This window comes from Peribacillus sp. Bi134 (assembly GCF_918698065.1).
Lineage (GTDB): Bacteria > Bacillota > Bacilli > Bacillales > DSM-1321 > Peribacillus.
The window spans coordinates 404168-421774 of the sequence record NZ_CAKKLN010000003.1; the positions used below are offsets into that span (position 1 = coordinate 404168).

Here is a 17607-nt window from a genome sequence, read left to right on the forward strand (position 1 = left end):
TCCAACCTTAATCAGTCATAAATTTGATTCAACTTTTGTTTTTTACCATAATAATTAATGTTATTGGTTTCACAAAAATGTTCCACTTCTGCTAGCCTCGGCACACCATCTTGGGCCCCCATTTTCGTTACCTTCATTGCCGCTACAATTGAAGCAAACTCGGCTGCTGATTCGATCGTCTCCCCACCTGCAATGGCACAAGCAAGGGCTCCTGCGAACGAGTCTCCTGCCCCCACTGTATCAACAGCTTTTACAGCAATGGGCTCGATAAAGTTTGTTTCACCGTTTTGATAAACCAATGCTCCTTTATGGCCCAACTTAATAATGCTATTCTCCACGCCAAAATGATTCTCAAAGAAAACACCCGCTTTGCATGCACTTTCCTTCGAGTTGACGTCGATCCCAGTCAACACTTTTGTTTCCTGCCAATTCGGCGTAATCAAATTGGCATACGTCAGTGCTTCAGTCGTTACCCCTTCTGCCGGAGCAGGGTCCAGGATAATAAACATATTTTTTTCTTTAGCCCTTTTCATGGCTTGTAGAACAGCCTCATTAGGAATTTCCATCTGTACAAGTAAAACAGCATAGTCATCACTGATGGTAGAAAAACAAATGTCAATATCACTTCTTGTCAAATGTTCATTGGCCCCTTTAATGACAAGCATGGTGTTTTCTGCTGTAGCATCTACTGTAATGACTGCGCATCCAGTTGGATGTTCTGCAACATGTTTCAAGGAGGATATGTTCACGTTATTTTGAAGAAGAGAACGTTCTATTTCATGCCCGAATGCGTCGTCGCCAACCGCACCGATCAGTTTTACTGGTTTTCCAAGTTTAGCGCACGTCGTTGCTTGATTTGCGCCTTTTCCACCACTTAATAGTTTCATATTTTCTCCGAAAATCGTTTCCCCATGCGCTGGATACTGATTAGTGACTGCGACAATATCCATATTAATACTCCCTACCACTACAACCCCTTTCATGCACAACCCTCTTTTTTCATGTTCATTTGCTCTAAGAATGCCCGGAGTTGGCCAACGGCATCTTCCAGTAATACATCGTTTTTAAATAAACAGGACGTCCCGCAAACCAACATGTCGGCTCCATTTTTCAGTACACCCGGAATGGTTTCGAACCCAATGTTTCCATCTACCTGAATATCAATTTGGTAGCCTTCCGATTGAATTAATTCTTTTATCTTTTTTATTTTCTTATACATAAGCGGTACAAAGGACTGCCCGGCAAAACCAGGATTCACCGTCATCACCGTTACATAATCGACTACATCCAATACATGTTCAAGCTCTGTGATGGGGGTTGATGGATTTAAGGCTACCCCTGCCTTAATCCCATCATTCTTCAGCTTTTGTAGTGATCTCTGTAAATGGGCAGTTGCCTCTGCATGAATGGAAATCATATCTGCCCCCGACTGAATGAAAAGATCTAAATGGTCTTCCGGTCTTTCAACCATTAAGTGAACATCAAATGGTTTATCCGAGAATTGCCTAATGCGTTTAATTAGATCCGGGCCCATTGTAAAATTAGGAACAAACGATCCATCCATTATATCTAGATGAAAGAAATCAACACCTGCACGGTCTAATCTCATTACTGATTCTTGTAAATTCCCCATATCTGCACACATAAGTGAGGGTCCAATTAAGGTCATATAAACACTCCCGTTCCATTTCGTCTTTTATCAAGAAAGCGTTTTCCTCATAAAGGAAGCGCTTTCTTTTCTGATACTTTCACTATAAAGGGAATTGGCATAAGCTGGTAGGTGATAAAATTCGGGTAGGGGGGATTTTCTTCGGGACATTTTCAATGTAGACATAAAAAAAAAGCTCCGGAATGGAAGCTTCTACTTTTTCACAAAAAACTCATGAGTATCTCGATATTGAGACGGTAGTTGTCCTGTCCATTGCTTAAACAGCCGACTAAAATATTTGGTATCTTGATAGCCTACTTTTGAAGCGATATCGTAAATCTTTAAATCTGTATGACTTAATAATTCCTTCGCCACTTTTAACCGTTCATTGGTTACATAGTCAAGCACGGTTTCACCTGTCTGATTTTTAAAATACTCACAAAAATAGGTTGAATTTAAATGGACATGATTGGCGATTTTTTTTATTGTGATGTTATCGCCTATATGTTTTAGAATCCATTCCTTTGCCTGGCGTATGGGATCTGTTTGGTCATTTTGAAATGCTGCTTGCTTTTTTAACATATTCATGACCCAGCGCTCCGTCTCCTTTTTTAAATGATTAAAATGAGAAGAATCCTCGGCAATGCTAAATGCTTCTTCAAGTAAAAGCGGAAGGTCTTTAAAACCATCACTTTTAATCCATTTATTAATAATTCTAATAGACAAATAGCGAACCGATTCTTGTATTACGAAAGGGGAAGTGACATCTTTCAGCTCGTTAAAAAATTGCCTGAGAGAACGAATGGCAGCTTCTTCACCATGCTCCATCGCCTCCACTGTCTCTTCTGCCCATTTATAGATGGATGGCGGCACTTCAATCACTTTATTATATGATACATGTTTAAGCATTTCAGTTCTGAAAATTTTATTGCCTCCTTGTATCATTCGATATTGCAAGGTAGATCGTAATTCATCTTTAATATTTACTAAAAGGGTAAGGTCATTAAACTCATTCCCAAGGGCAATGGAAACCGTAAAAGGGGTTTGCCGTTGGACACTTGTTTTTAATGTTATACACAATTGCTCCAAAGCTGTAGGGGTAGTATCCTTTATCAATAACCAACTGGCATGTAGACTATCTTTCCACATCCAATGCTTTGAATGATCATCTAGTAAGTCTGTTATAAGTTTTTTTATTACATCATTCCATCCACCCCAATCTTCTGGTGAAAAACTTTGGGTTTTGGCAGATGTATGATCGATTCCAATATGGATCAGGGAATAGGTTCCTTCTGGAAATTGCCGCGTCCATTCAAGTAATGATAAGTCCATTGCATCTTTCCACGTAATTTCCATCAGCAATTGAAGCTGCTTTTCATGGGTTAATATCATGGCTCTTTCTTCTATTTCTCCTATCTTTTCCCTTTCCTTTCGTGCCTCAATTACTTTTTCCTGCACAGTCTTCAACTGCAGTTTAAACTTTTCTCGATCAATCGGTTTCAATATATAATCGACAGCTCCTTCCCTTAGGGCAGTCTGTACATAGAGAAAATCATCATACCCGCTTATAATGAATGGAAATAGCCTTGGTTTAGTTTTTTTCAAATGTTGAATTAACGTTAATCCGTCCATGACAGGCATTTGTACATCTGTTATTAATACATCAACTTCTTCTACTTGATTGATAATTGCATCGTATGCCTCTTGACCATCTGAGTAAACACCTACAACATGCCACTCTTCCCCACAAGATTGTACTAGTCTTTCTATGCCTCTTCTTATCCTTGGTTCATCATCTACAATGACCGTCCTGACCCTTTGTATCATCTCTGTTCTTCTCCTCTCCTTGAACATACATGCTTACTTGTTGGGCATTTATTTTGGGAAGTCTAATAATCACACTCGTTCCCTTTCTGTATTCGCTATTAATTTGAAGATTATATTGTTCCCCGAACATCATGCCAATTCTTGCATTTACATTGATAATCCCAAAGCCAGAGTCCCGTTTCATCATTGGATCCAAACGTAAATTTTCATTTAATTCAATTAATTTGCTTTCTGTCATCCCTGGTCCGTTATCACTGACTATCAGCAAAAGATATTCCTCACCTGTCTGAGTTTCCTCTTCAGAAATATGTATTTGAATGTCTATTTCCTTTCTTTTTTCCAATCCATATTTAATGGAATTTTCAACGATTGGCTGTAAAACAAACTTGGGTATATAATAATTAACTACATCTGCTCCTTTTTCTATCATAAAATGCAAACGATCTTCAAAACGGAATTGTTGGATGCTTAAATAATCTTCAATGTGCTGAACCTCACTGTTTATAGGAACCAAGCTTTCTTTATTACTGATTGAAAAGCGCATCATTCTACCAAGCAGAGTCACCATCTTCACGACTTCATCGCTCTCTCCTTCTTCCACAGCCATGCCTATGGTTTCCAGCGTATTATACATAAAGTGAGGATTTATTTGAGATTGAAGGGCGTATAATTCAGCTGTTTTTTTTCGCAGTTCAATGTGGTAGTTTTTATGAATCAGCTCTCTTATCTCTGCAAGCATTGATCGAAAACTGTTCGCGAGCATCCCGACTTCATCCTCGGAATGTATAGGTATATCTACTAATAAATCACCTTTTTCCACCCGCTTCATTATATCTCCTAATTCGTTTAGTGGACGTGTAACGGTCCAGGCAAAAAAGATAGAGATAAATGTAGTAATGAGTGTAAAAAGGATAAAAACGCAAATTGTCACATTTCGGATAACATCCGTTTTTTCTGTCATGTTTTTGATAGGCATGCTATGAACGAGTACCCATGGCAGCTCATTTGATTCACTTATACTGATTAAATTCCGTTTTCCATCGATTTCTGTACGAAAACTACCATTCAATAATGGGTAATCATGTATCCCTTTTTCCACTGTACCAATTTTTGAATGATCCTTATGATAAATTATCTTCCCCTGCTTATTCATGATCCACATCGTAACATTCTCTTCCTTTTGCAAATCCTGAAGTGATTGCTCAAAAAAGGCTACATCGATGGCTATATAGAGCGTTCCTAAATTTTTTCTATTATCAAAATCAGTAATTGTTTTGACCAGCATAAAATAGGAGGGATCCCCTTCAAACGTTAAATTAGTCTGATTAGGAAGGAGCAACTGCATCTCGCCTAGCAATCCTAGGTCATCTGCATATGGCAAGGAACCATCTTCAAAACCAAAACTGTCATAATGCAGACTTGTACTTGCAAATGTACGATTCTTGGAAACAAGAAACGCCCCCAAAATATGAGATGAATTGTTGTTTAAATAGGTTCTTGTCAAATAACTCTTCATGATATATTCATCGTGTAGCAAAACCGATTTTTTTTTTGATTGGCTGTCTCTTAAAATAGCCATAACATCACCGGAATTATAAATTAAATCAGGTAAGGTCTCTAGTTTTTGAATGTCATTTTCAATGTTGCCATTAACCTGTTTGACAAGACGGGGAATATATTCGCCTACTTCTTCTTCTATTGATTTTGTGTATTGCCAGTATGCAATGAACCCAAGGAAGGCCATAGGTAGAACCGTTAGTAATGTATAGGTTGTAACTAGTTTTGTCGTTAAACGCAAGTTTTTTATCAGGATAGGCTTTTTTCCTTTAAAAATCATACTGGTTCACATTTCCCTTTGTAAAATCGATGGGCTCTCCCATAATGACCATATCACCGTTGAATTTAATCCTACCTATGTTCTTAATGTTCTGTCCTTCATACGGAAATTCATCATTCAATAAGTTTTTTGCTAGGCTAACAGTCAAGTAACCTAATTTTTGTGGACTCCATAACGTAATGGTCTGGGCAGCCCCTTCCTGTAAATACTCATTCATTAAATTAGGAGTCGATGTACCGACTACGGCAACCTTGCCGATTTTCCCTGCATCTTTCACAGCCTGAGCCGCAGCAGGAGGATTAACCGTTGAAATACCAATAATTCCTTTTAGGTCCGGGTATTTTTTAAATAAATTTTGTGTTACCTTATACGCTTTATGAATATCTTCGTTTGTATATTCCACTTCAACTAGTTTCATAGTTGGATAATATTCTTTTTGTTGGATTTGAATCCAATCAATCCATGTATTAAGATTGGCAGCGGTAGGAGATCCCGTCATAATCGCAAACTCCCCTTTTTCTTCCATTTCAATAGCGAGGGTATCCATTACATGCCTGCCAATTATCTCAGGATCTATCATGTTCACAAAAAAGCTTCTGTATGATGCATTAGTATCAGAATCCCAGGTGATCACCTTGATTCCTTTACGCTTTGCTTTTTTCAGCACCCTGCCTAATTTATATGGATCATTTGCAGATACCGCAATTACGTCCACTTTTTTTTCAATTAATTTTGTTATAATCTCTTCCTGCTTTTCAGAGCTGGGGGTAGGTGGGCCTGTATATATGACCTTAACACCTAAGTCTTTTCCCGCCTCCAACGCCCCCTCCTCTACCGCTTTAAAATAAGGTATTCCGTCAATTTTAGGTATAACAGCTATCGTATACGAATCTTTTTTATTCTCGACAGGTTTTGTATTGACGTCGATACTTTCTTCATCATTGTAAATAATCTCGTATTCTGCAGAATGATCACAGCCGCTTAGTATAAATAAAAACAAAATAAAAAAGATGGGCATCCTTAACATGATTAGCTACCTTCTTTCTTAAATTCTAAACATTAGCACGTATCATGGATATTGTAATAAGGAATGACTTAAGAAGTGCTTTTCTCATCCGGTTACATTCACCGCTGCTTCTTTCTAAGAAAACGGTTTCATAAATGATGGATTTTACCGGGAGTATAACCTTAATTTCTTTACTAAAATAGGAAACCTTTATATACTTTCAGGTTTCCCTATAATTTATTGTCCAGCCATGTCCTTCTCTGTTATGTTCAACCACTAACTTACACAAAAAGCGAGATGGAAACTGGAAAAATCGTATTTTAGCAACAAGAGTGAGCGACTTTCTCATTCTCTTCTATATGTATTAAAAATATCTCTATTGTACATTTGAACCCCATCATTTTTTTCTTTTTATTATTGATTTTTACTGTTTTTGAAAGGTTTGTCAATTTAAATTTCACAAACATTTTTAAAATTCAAATAATATTTTTATATAGTTTCACTTGCTCATAGTGTTTCATTTTTAGTTGTATTGGAAAATTACAAAGCAGTCTACGCCATTACATTTTCTATATCCTTTTTTCATAGTGCTTTTATTATCTTAAACTGTAGATTGATACCTTCAATCCAAATCCTCCCCTTTTAGAAAAAGTTACTTTAACGATTCCTCCTCAATCCTCAGTCTAATTTTCAACTGGTTAAATCAATTTGTTGCACGAGACTCTCATTCCGGATTTAACACAAATTGACTAGCTTTCATGTCTATTTATTAACGTGCAATCAAAAAAAATATACCCATAGAAAGACCTGTGTCATAGATCGTTATAGGTATATTTTATAAAGGAATTACCTTTCTAATAAGTTTTCCTTTTTAACTATATTAATTTTCTAATTTAAACAAAAACTTTTTTACTTTTTCTCCACTTCTTCGTTATATTTCGGTAATTCCAGACCATTCACTCGGGACGAATTGATAGACCCCATATTAATACAGCGGAATTAGTCACACATCGGTTTGCGGATTCAGGACAACCTGTTATTTTAACGCTTTGCTAAGACATCACGTTCATATTCTTTCACTTGCGTCAGCCATCTTTCCTTTACCGGCACATTCATTTTTTCACAATAATAATCCCAAATTGCACCAAATGGATAGGTTTTAAATTCCTCCATTAATGCCAGTCGCTCAGTAAAATCGCCTTTTTCTTGCAGTTCTTTCAAATGATCGTTCGGTACAAGTAAGGCATATAAGAGGGCCTTAATCATATTACGCGTACCAATCGTCCAGGCAGCAACACGGTTGATGCTGGCATCAAAGAAATCAAGACCAATGATCACCTGGTTTAATGCATCATTGCGAACAATTTCAAGCGCAATTTCACGAAGCTCATCGTCTAAAATTACGACGTGGTCACTGTCCCATCGAACCGGGCGCGAAACATGAAGTGCTAGTTTATCACTGTATAATAGCATCGAAGAAATTTTGTTCGATACAGTTTCAGTCGGATGATAATGACCTGTATCCACTAAGCAAATCTTGTTATTTTTCAGTGCGTAGCCAAGGTAGAATTCATGCGATCCTACGACATATGACTCGGAGCCAATACCGAATACTTTACTTTCCACAGCATCCCAATTACATGTTTCATCCACTTCTGCTGTAAAAATTCGATCAAGGGATTCTTTTAATCTCTTTCTCGGTGCCAAACGGTCGCTTGGAATATCTTTGTAGCCGTCTGGAATCCATATATTTGTTAAGCAGGGATTGCCTAGTTCACGGCCAAAGTACTCTCCGATTTTTCGGCTGGCGATGCAATGATTAATCCAGAATTCACGAATTTCTTCATTTGGATGAGAAAGTGTCAAGCCGTCTGCTGCTTTTTCATGGGAAAATAGTGTCGGGTTAAAATCCAAACCAAGACCGTTTTCTTTAGCCCAATTCAACCAGTTTTCGAAGTGCTTTGGCTCAAGCTGATCGCGTTCGACTGCTTCTCCATTTGTTTCCGCATAAATGGCATGCAAATTGACCCGATGTTTCCCCGGAATAAGAGATAGCGCTTTTTCAAGATCCATGCGCAGCTCTTCCGGCGTAGTGGCTTTTCCTGGATAATTTCCCGTTATATCAATACCGCCAGATAATTCACTTTTGTTCACTTCAAATCCACCAATATCATCACCCTGCCAGCAATGAATCGAAATGGGCACTTTTTTCAGTGTTTCGAGTGCCGCATCAACATCAATTCCCCAATTCGCATACGCTTGTTTCGCTGTTTCGTACTGTTCTTTAATTGTCATATCGTCCCATCCTTTTAACGGATTGAATTGATTACTCCATGATTCCTACTACCTTTTCACATATTCTTCACTTATCATAATGGGCAGTACATACTTAATCTATTATTTTTCGATAGATTGATTCCACCTATGACAAACCCTCCACTTAAAGCAACAAAATCCAAGAAAACAGGCAAAACCTATTCAGCGATTAAAAGCTCCAGGTACACCGCCGTCTACAGTGACCATGCAACCCGTTGTTTTGTCTGCTTTTGATGAAGCGAAAAACGCTATGGACTCAGCAATGTCTTCCGGGAATATGTTTACTAGCAATGTCGTACGTTTTTTGTAATGATCTTCAAGCTGGTCTGGTTCTATTCCGTATGCAGCGGCACGCTCTTGACGCCAACCCGATCCCCAAATGGAAGATCCTTGTAATACGGCGTCTGGCAAAACAGAATTAACACGGATTCCGAAATCCCCGCCTTCCACTGCAATGCATCGTGCTAGATGTGTTTCAAGTGCTTTGACTGAACTGTAAGCAGAAGCATTTTTTCCAGCGTAAACAGAGTTTTTCGATCCCACAAATACCATATTTCCTCCTGTTCCCTGTTGTTTCATTTGCTTAAAAGCTTCACGTGCTACAAGGAAATAGCCTGTACCCAGTACATTCATGTTTAGGTTCCATTCTTTTAAGGTTGTTTCATCAAACGGGCTGGATGTGGCAAGGCCGGCATTGTTGACGATAATATCAATTCCCCCAAATGTAAGAGCTGATTTCTCAAAGGCATCCTGTACCTGCTCTTCACTGGTAACATCCATTTTAAAAGCTGCAGCACGTATTTCCCCGTATTCTTTATTGATTTCATCCGCAACTTTTTCAGCACCTTCAATATTTAAATCAGCTAGAACTACATGGGCACCTTCAGAAACTAAACGCCGTGCTGTTGCGCTGCCAATACCGCCCGCACCGCCTGTAATGAAGGCTACTTTGCGTGAGAACTCCGCTTCTGCCGGTGAAAGAGACAATTTATAAAGCTCAAGTGGCCAGTACTCAACGTTATATGACTCATTTTCACTGAGAGATACGAACTCGCCAAGTGCTGTTGCCCCTTTCATAACCGCAATCGCTCGATGGTAAAGTGCTCCGCTCACGTTTGCCATGGCTACGTTTCTGCCTGTGTTGACCATTCCGACACCTGGAATCAAAATAACTCGTGGTGCCGCCTCAAACATCACATCTCCTTCGTTTTTATTGCGCTCGAAGTATTGCTTATACTCTTCCTTATATTGTTGAATACCCGTTTTAACTTTTTCCACCAAGGATTCAGTCCGTTCATTTTGAGGATCCCAGTTAATGAAAAGCGGCTTCATTTTTGTATGTACAAGATGATCCGGGCAAGCGGCACCGACTTGTGATAAGGCTGCCGCATTTTTGCTGTTCAAAAATTGCAGGACATCATCTGCATCGTCAAAGGTTAAAAGCATTTTTTTCTCCTCGCCCACAGCACCGCGGATAACCGGCATAATCGAAGCAAGTACCTTTTTGCGCTCTGCTTCAGGTAAAGAGTCAAATGCCTGTCCACCAAATGCATCTTCTTCATGCTGGCGGCTTTTAATAAACTCTTCTGCTTCCGTTATGATCGAAATGGTTTTTTCATAGGCTTCTTTTGATGTTTCACCCCAAGTAACCAATCCGTGTTTTTCCATTAAAACAAGCTCGGCTTGCGGGTTATTTTTCACACCTTTTGCGATCATTTTAGACAAAGTGAAGCCAGGGCGCTCATATGGTACCCAGACAAAACGATCACCGAAAATTTCATTGGCGACTTCTTTTCCATTGTCTGCACAGCAAAGACTAATAATTGCATCTGGATGTGTGTGGTCAACATGTTTAAAGGGAAGGAAGGCATGAAGTAAAGTTTCAATCGACATACGTGGATGCTTACTGTCGATCATGCAGTGTGACAAATATTCAACCATATCTGCATCAGGCATGTCATCACGCTCGATTAAAGGGTGAATATCCGCTAGATTCAAACCTGTGAAATTGCCCGCTTTCATTGTTGCAAGGTCGGAACCGCTTCCTTTAACCCACATGACTTCAATTTCCCGGCCACGAAAATCCTTTTCCATTGTTTTCATGGATGTATTGCCGCCTCCCCAGTTGCAAACGGCTCGATCTGTACCGATTAAATTAGACCGATATACCAGTTCTTCTACTCCAGATGTCACTTTTGACGCTTCTTTATCATTCCATAAATTATTAACCATTTTGTTTTACCCCCGTTTATCTTTATTTGTGTTTGTTTTATTGTATAACACTTTTGTTTTCATTTGAAGAAGTTTTTTTAATTGTTTCCAATTTTACGAAAACAAGGAAAATCGTTGAGCGTGAAAGACAATGGATGTATCCGCATTTTCAACAATCCAAATCATTCTGCAAGGTAAATATCATCTAAAAAATCACCATTTTCCTTAGATGAAGTCTGTAAAATAAACGTAAATACAACAAATGACCAGGAATGTAAACACCATGTCCCTTCCATCTTAGAAAAAGAAAGATGCAAAACTTCCCAAAGACTTCGCAGGACATTTCCTACGGAAAGACATAATTTTCACGGGTAAACAGGCAGCTAGACAAACTTCTTTCTAATCCAAATACCATTGATGCAATAATGCTTCTCAATCCTTTTTACTGAAATTAAGAGATACAGTGTTTTTAATCGAATTCCATTTGAAAAATCGGTGCTGTGGCTTTATTGAGGTTATATGAGTTACTGTTCAAATAAGAAATGGTCTTGGGCTTTCACACCAAAGATGGGGTTAACCTTTTGCTATTGTCTTTCGTTTTAGTACATTTGGAGCTTTTTTTTCTATTTAAAATCAAAGATTCACAAAAGAGTGGATTGGGTACAATATGAAATGAACTAGTAAACGTTATCGTAGTATTAGAAGCATCGGGAGGAAGTTTATATGATTAATGAAAAAGTGGCTTTGATATTAGAAGATAAAATAAACGTTATTAAAAGTGATGAAACATCCATTTATTTAGTCGGCCCAATCAAATTACCCGTTAACTTAGAGGGCGAAACAATTATATTCCAGTGGTATTGCTGGTTAAGATGTGAGAATATGGCGGGTCATTTTTGTGGTGACGGCACTTATAATATAGAAAAGATCATTGAAACTTTAGCCTCTTCCAACTTAGCGGAAATGCAGCAATCAAGTGTGTTACTGTATGGAGATTTCCAACATTCAGCTGAAGCCCTTATTCGGATGCATAGTATTTGTCATACTGGGGATATATTTGGCAGCAAACGCTGTGATTGTGGCTTTCAATTAAAGCAGGCTATGAAAATGATTGCAGCTCAAGGATCCGGAGCTTTATTTTATTTAGCGAATCACGAAGGAAGAGGCATCGGATTATTTAGTAAAGCCATGGCTTATGTTCTGCAAGAAAAAGGATTGGATACGGTTGAAGCGAATTTGGAGCTTGGATTTGTGGATGATGCACGTAACTATGATGACGCCATTCGGGTGTTAAAAAAACTGCGCTCTAATCCAGTGACTCTTATCACCAACAATCCGAAAAAATTAGAAGCCCTTCAAAACTCAGGTGCCAATGTTGCAGGCAGAGTTCCGTTATGGGGTGATATTTCCGAGTTTAATGAAAAATATTTAAAAACTAAAGTGGTTCGTTCCGGTCATTTAAAAGATAGTAAAAATGAATGACTTATTTGTTTTATATGAAATTGTTTATACCCCTGAATAGGTTTGAATTTTTGGAATAATCGTGGGACCTCTAGAATCGATGAATGTATTATCCTGTAGATATGCTTTAAAAAATCATTTGTCATGGAAATCAAATGTGTTATTAAAAGATTATTTGATAAAAAGGTAAAAAAGATTTTCGATTCGACCAAACTATTTGTTGAAAAAGGAATTTATTCCAAAAAACATATTCAATACTGAGTTTCTCACAATGTCATTCAATACAATCGCAGATTTTTTGATAAAAAAAAAGAGGGGATATCCCCCCTCTTTCTATATCATATTATCGTTGTTATATACCCTATGTCCACAAAGCTACAAGTTTGATGACCTTCCCTTCCTTATTGCTTATGCTGCACGAATCGTTTTGCAGAACACAATCATTCTTCACGATGATATGGTTAATCAGGATAACAAGGGTGTAACCACACTATTCCTCATGGATTACCGATAGATACCAGACAGTTGTCGTAACTATTGCAAAGAGCATTCCAATACTGCACCTCGGCCACTGCTAAAAGGCGGGAAATAAATCAGCAAAACAACAATGACGGCTAAAGTGGTTCTTATTGCCCTAGCAAAGCAGACCGTGCTTAATATAGCTGGAGCAAAGAGCGCAATGTAATGGGAATCGGCCCTATAACAATTGTAGCAGTCCTGGCAAATCGCAGTGATTTCTATTCATTATTTCTTTAATAAAAATTGGTTATAGAAGAGTGAGTACTGGAGTTAACTCACCAAAAATCACTTATTGTTTTCCATCACCCTTCTCAGTTAATCTTGGATTTTTCCATTAATGACAACACACTTGCCATTTGTAGGTTGCTTTATCATCCTTCCATCCTTGATGTATACAGTGTAAGTATTATTGACTTTAGCATCTAATCTTGCTAGGTCTCCCATTCCTGCTATGATATTTTTAACCGCTTCCCTCTTCAGGTTATTCATAACTTGCTTTTTCCATTGTTCCCGTTTGTTTTTTTGTATATTTTCATCAACCATCAGGATCCCATCCTTCTTGTTTGATTTATGTCTTTTCAATAATATTGTATTATTTTTTTATCATCTTGTTACACGTATGCTTTTCCTTATTAAGTTCTTTTATGTATAACATCACAGGTTACCGTAAAATGAAAACACATACGAGTATAAGGGTTATAAATAAAATGGCTCAAGCTAGGATAACAAGAAAATACATAAAAACAGGATGCAACGGAACGTTGCACCCTGCCTGAAAAAGGGGTTTGCTTCATTTCGAATCAGCATAAATTCTCTGCGATAAACACCTCATCTACATTAGAGTAAGAACTGGTATCTGACTAGAGTTTACCATCCAAAGCAACCATCCCCTATATCTTAAAAGTTTCATCAACTTTCAAAGCATAAATGACATTTAACGAATGGGTTTTCTGCTTTTACGTGCAAGAGAACCATCTCCTTGCTCGAATCGATTTTTTAATGAAGCTACCTGTAGTTAAGTTAAACGTCTTTAACTAACACCTCATTTACTATATGATGTGAATCATACGTAATCAGTAGCCCCTTCTTCTTTATTTATAATGACCATTAGCGGTAAAAAAATAACTGGTTGTTTATGGATATCGAGAATTGTATAAAATCAATTTATAGCTATATAATGAAAAACTCATTAGTACTCTTTATAACGATTTTCAGTAAACACAAAAAGGCATTTAATGGTAATTTAAGTGGAGATCTTCGCAATCTCAATGACATAAAAATGTTTTGTTCCCTAACTATTCTTTTTAGCACATTAATTAGTGGTATTAAAGCTAAACTAAACAGACAAACTCTACAACTGAGCTCAACTCTCGTCAGTTGAAATGGCGGGAAATGAGCAAAAATAAAAAGGCCGCAAGTCAGTTAGTTTTCCGACTTTCTGGGACAGGCCCTTGCAGTCTTTACTTTATCATTAATATAGAAAGGACAAAGCGAATAACCTCGCTTTGTCCTTACCTCATAGCATTATGAAGATTTGATTATTGCGCTTTCAAATCTGCACGATAATCGTCTATAATCGCTTGTATCTCCGGATTTGCCGGAACATTTGTGACGTCGTAGAGGAATCCATTGGATTCGACCAAAGTCATTTTGGCGTCAACGACTTCAAAAGTCAAATTCAGGCGGCCCAAATAATGTTCTTGTTCTCCGCCAGCTTGAGTAATTGGCACCATCACCTCTCCGTTGAATTCGTATTCGGGAGTTTCGATGACCTTGTGTGTATCTGCCCCGATTACCGCTGAAACTCCGGAAACCTGAGCCAGCTTATGGTCTTCAGGATTTCCAGCATGCGAAAGGACAATGTTAACGTCTGACTTTTCACTCACTTCAGGAAGCAACGCATTCAAGGCTTGAACCGGTTCGATGAAATCGAGGTCTGCAACATCATCCCAACCGCGAATTTCCGGCTTCATCGATGTGAGGCCGATCATGCCGACTTTAACGCCATTGAAAGCAAAAATCTTCCAAGGTTTTACATTTTGAATGTACTTTCCTGTTTCCCTGTCAATTACATTACCAGTAAGGATGGGGAAATTCACGTTGCGGTGGTAATCTTTTAACTGTTCATAACGGCTGTCCGGTGTGCCCTCCCCGACAGGGTAAACGCGGAAGTCGTTGTTTCCTAGAGCCATCGCATCATAGTCCAAAGCTTTCAAAAGGGACGTCTCCAACTCTCCTTGACCCGCCTGAAACTCGCCGCGCAGGAAGACATCCCCGCCATCGACGAGAAGCACATTCTCCTCTTCATTGCGCACATTTTCAATGATGGTGGCATACTTCGCAATAGAATTGTGATGAAGGGTTCCATCATCCAGCGAGACGATGTCATCCAGATGACCATGAAAGTCATTCGTCTGGAGAATGGTGAGTTTAAACTTCTCTCCCTCCTTGAGCTTTTCCTCCGCATCTGCCGTAACGGGCTTTGCGACAAAAACGGCAGCCATCGCCAGCGAAAAGCAGCCCGTCAAAAATATCTTTCCCATTTTTTTCATACTATTTCCTCCAAGCAAAATGCTCTATTAAGTTGTAAAACAAGTTATTTAGTTTCCGGTCTTTTCGGATTTCTCAAGACCTACTAGTTTATTTTTCTCTTCAGAGTTAGTTTTTTCTTCTTTGTCATGGCTGATCAAGTCATTTGTTGCTTTTTTAAATTCTTTTAAAGTGTTTCCAAAAGCACTTCCGATTTCCGGTAATTTCGAAGGACCAAAAATGATTAACGCAATGACTAGAATGAGAATTAGGCCGGGGATTCCGATACTAGATAACAAACGTCTCACCTCCTATACCATGATGGTTTGATAGTACTCAAAAAAATGCGTTCATTACTTATAAAATTGGCATACCATGACGCTCTAAAGCTGCTGCTTCTAATATAGACATACCTTGTTCTTCTGCGAATGCAGTAAGTTTATCCGAAACAACAGGTGCAAGACTTGCTGGCGGTTGAGCCTGGTTCATAGCTCGTCTACGGGTAGAATTTCTGCGTGCAAATGGTCCCCAAATCGCGAAGGTAATACCTGGTGTTTGCATATTTACAAAGAAAGTATTTCCATCTGGAGAAAATGTAGGGCCAGCAAATTCAGAACCGTTCATCATATTTTCAGCAAAAGTATAAATATTTCCTTCAGGAGTTAATCCGACAATACGATCATTACCGCCACCATCTTCGGCGATCCAAAGATCTCCCCAAGGAGTGATTGTAATGTTATCCGGTGCTTCTAAATCATTTTTATCAGTAGACTCATAGAATAGTTCTAAGGTGTTTGTCGCTGGAGTGTAGCGATAAACACGGCCAAGGCGTGCTGAACCTGCACTTGTATCATCAAACCATAAAGTACCTTCAGAAAAATAAGCCCCTTCTAAGCGGCTAAACTGAATACAGCCTTTATCCTTAGCATCTTGCTGTGCGATTTCAGGATTTAATTTTTTCCAAACAATCCCGAATTTTTGTCTAGTACTAAATTGACTTGCTGCTGCAGCCGGCAATTCCTCGATTGCTGCCGCTTCAAGTAGGCCGCCCTTTTGCAGAGAACCTAGCTTTTGACTTCGGTCATGTGGGGTAAAACGGTACAAGAAGCTTGGACTTGCGTCTTCGGTTAAATACCAAATTCCTGTTGAAGGGTCAACATGCCCAGCTTCATGGGAGAAATAACCCATATCACGGATCGGTGTTCTTGACATTTCGTTTTCAGGATCAAGCGGATTTACTTCAAATACAAAGCCATGTCCCATATCACGAGTTTCTTCCATTGTTAACCAAGTGCCCCAAGTCGTAGCACCACCAGCACAGTTACGGATTGTACCTGAACTTGATACATACTGATCAATGACCTTGTTATTTTGTCCAACGATTAATGTGGTTGTGCCGCCGGCAGCACCAGCACTCCAAGGTTTTTTTCCGTTTACAGGGTAATCCGAATTTGTCCCATTTTCATGGTTTCTTACAAGAATGGTTGTACCCTTCTCTCCTTTATAGGCAGCCATTCCATCGTGGGCAGAAGGGACAAGGTCACCATTAGGCATGATATCACCAGTTCGTGAAAGCATTTTGTAATGAAATCCCCTTGGCAGATCAAGAACTCCATTTAGATCTTTTACTAGTGGGCCATAGCCACCAAATCCACTTGTTGGATTGCTGGATTCCGCAGCAAATCCTTTTGTAGCTCCCGCAAGAGAAAATACCCCTGTTGAACCAAGTGTTAATGCTAATGTACTCATTCCGCCAACTTTTAAGAAATTACGTCTGTTTAAACCGCTATTGCTAGATTTCATCAACATTACCTCCAAAAAATCTTTTTTAGGGATGCTATATTCCTTATAGCAAACTCTACCCTTAAAATTAACAGACCATTTTAAATGCTCTGTTAAACCCATGTGATTTTATTCCTTCACATGAAAGATAAACCAAAAGTCATGGTTTATACGAAAACAAAGGAGGTTATAACGTCATTTAAAACATGTAAAGGATAGAAATTGGAGGAATTAGTAAAATATGGAGAAAAAACTAAGGATTTTGTCATAAAAAGACTGATGCAGAATATTAATGCTTATTAATAGTTTGTAAATATAAGAGATACACTATGACAAACTAGTTAACCCGATTAATTCACCCAAATCTAATAAAATTTTTGAAAGGGATATCGGTTAAAGACATGCTATATAATTGATCTAGAAATATTCTAGTTGTAAACCTACTCCCACTTACTAGCAAGTTTTGAAGTA

General features: G+C 38.5%; 12 protein-coding genes. 1 reads left to right on the top strand and 11 read right to left on the bottom strand.

Annotated features, from left to right (window positions below; translation table 11 throughout):
* Nucleotides 1-11: 11 nt before the first annotated feature.
* From rbsK to LQ188_RS07845, 7 genes are all read right to left on the bottom strand, one after another.
* Nucleotides 12-983 carry a ribokinase gene (gene rbsK / locus LQ188_RS07815; RefSeq protein ID WP_230176473.1) on the bottom strand — a complete coding sequence of 324 codons (972 nt, stop codon included), beginning with the start codon at nucleotides 981-983 and terminating at the stop codon, nucleotides 12-14.
* Nucleotides 980-1669: a ribulose-phosphate 3-epimerase gene (gene rpe, locus LQ188_RS07820; RefSeq protein WP_230176474.1), complete on the bottom strand. Its 690-nt coding sequence runs from the start codon at nucleotides 1667-1669 to the stop codon at nucleotides 980-982. Before rpe ends, rbsK begins: the two co-directional genes overlap by 4 nt.
* 192 nt (nucleotides 1670-1861) lie before the next feature.
* Complete coding sequence (locus LQ188_RS07825) at nucleotides 1862-3475, bottom strand: response regulator (RefSeq protein ID WP_230176475.1); 1614 nt, start codon at nucleotides 3473-3475, stop codon at nucleotides 1862-1864.
* Nucleotides 3441-5312 (bottom strand): sensor histidine kinase, encoded by a 1872-nt coding sequence (locus tag LQ188_RS07830; protein WP_230176476.1) that lies wholly within the window; start codon nucleotides 5310-5312, stop codon nucleotides 3441-3443. The genes LQ188_RS07825 and LQ188_RS07830 overlap by 35 nt, the downstream gene beginning before the upstream one ends.
* Entirely contained in the window at nucleotides 5302-6339 is a 1038-nt protein-coding gene (locus LQ188_RS07835; RefSeq protein ID WP_101221770.1) for an autoinducer 2 ABC transporter substrate-binding protein, read from the bottom strand. Before LQ188_RS07835 ends, LQ188_RS07830 begins: the two co-directional genes overlap by 11 nt.
* Before the next feature lie 1020 nt (nucleotides 6340-7359).
* On the bottom strand, nucleotides 7360-8613 hold the full coding sequence (gene rhaA / locus LQ188_RS07840; RefSeq protein WP_230176477.1) for an L-rhamnose isomerase: 1254 nt from the start codon (nucleotides 8611-8613) through the stop codon (nucleotides 7360-7362).
* 183 nt (nucleotides 8614-8796) lie between these two features.
* Nucleotides 8797-10866 carry a bifunctional aldolase/short-chain dehydrogenase gene (locus LQ188_RS07845; RefSeq protein WP_101221768.1) on the bottom strand — a complete coding sequence of 690 codons (2070 nt, stop codon included), beginning with the start codon at nucleotides 10864-10866 and terminating at the stop codon, nucleotides 8797-8799.
* Between the two features lie 702 nt (nucleotides 10867-11568).
* Here LQ188_RS07845 and LQ188_RS07850 point away from each other — a divergent pair.
* Nucleotides 11569-12327 carry a GTP cyclohydrolase II gene (locus tag LQ188_RS07850; RefSeq protein WP_101221767.1) on the top strand — a complete coding sequence of 253 codons (759 nt, stop codon included), beginning with the start codon at nucleotides 11569-11571 and terminating at the stop codon, nucleotides 12325-12327.
* Nucleotides 12328-13140: 813 nt separating this feature from the next.
* Here the strand turns inward: LQ188_RS07850 and LQ188_RS07855 are convergent.
* The 4 genes from LQ188_RS07855 to LQ188_RS07870 form a co-directional block, all read right to left on the bottom strand.
* Nucleotides 13141-13368: a hypothetical protein gene (locus LQ188_RS07855; RefSeq protein WP_101221766.1), complete on the bottom strand. Its 228-nt coding sequence runs from the start codon at nucleotides 13366-13368 to the stop codon at nucleotides 13141-13143.
* A 995-nt stretch (nucleotides 13369-14363) separates the two neighbouring features.
* Nucleotides 14364-15377, bottom strand: coding sequence for a metallophosphoesterase (locus LQ188_RS07860; protein WP_230176478.1), 1014 nt, complete (start codon nucleotides 15375-15377; stop codon nucleotides 14364-14366).
* Between the two features lie 48 nt (nucleotides 15378-15425).
* The gene (gene tatA / locus LQ188_RS07865) at nucleotides 15426-15653 is read right to left on the bottom strand and encodes a twin-arginine translocase TatA/TatE family subunit (RefSeq protein WP_101221764.1); all 228 of its coding nucleotides are present in this window, start codon (nucleotides 15651-15653) and stop codon (nucleotides 15426-15428) included.
* A 58-nt stretch (nucleotides 15654-15711) separates the two neighbouring features.
* Complete coding sequence (locus tag LQ188_RS07870) at nucleotides 15712-17157, bottom strand: alkaline phosphatase PhoX (protein WP_230176479.1); 1446 nt, start codon at nucleotides 17155-17157, stop codon at nucleotides 15712-15714.
* Nucleotides 17158-17607: the final 450 nt, after the last annotated feature.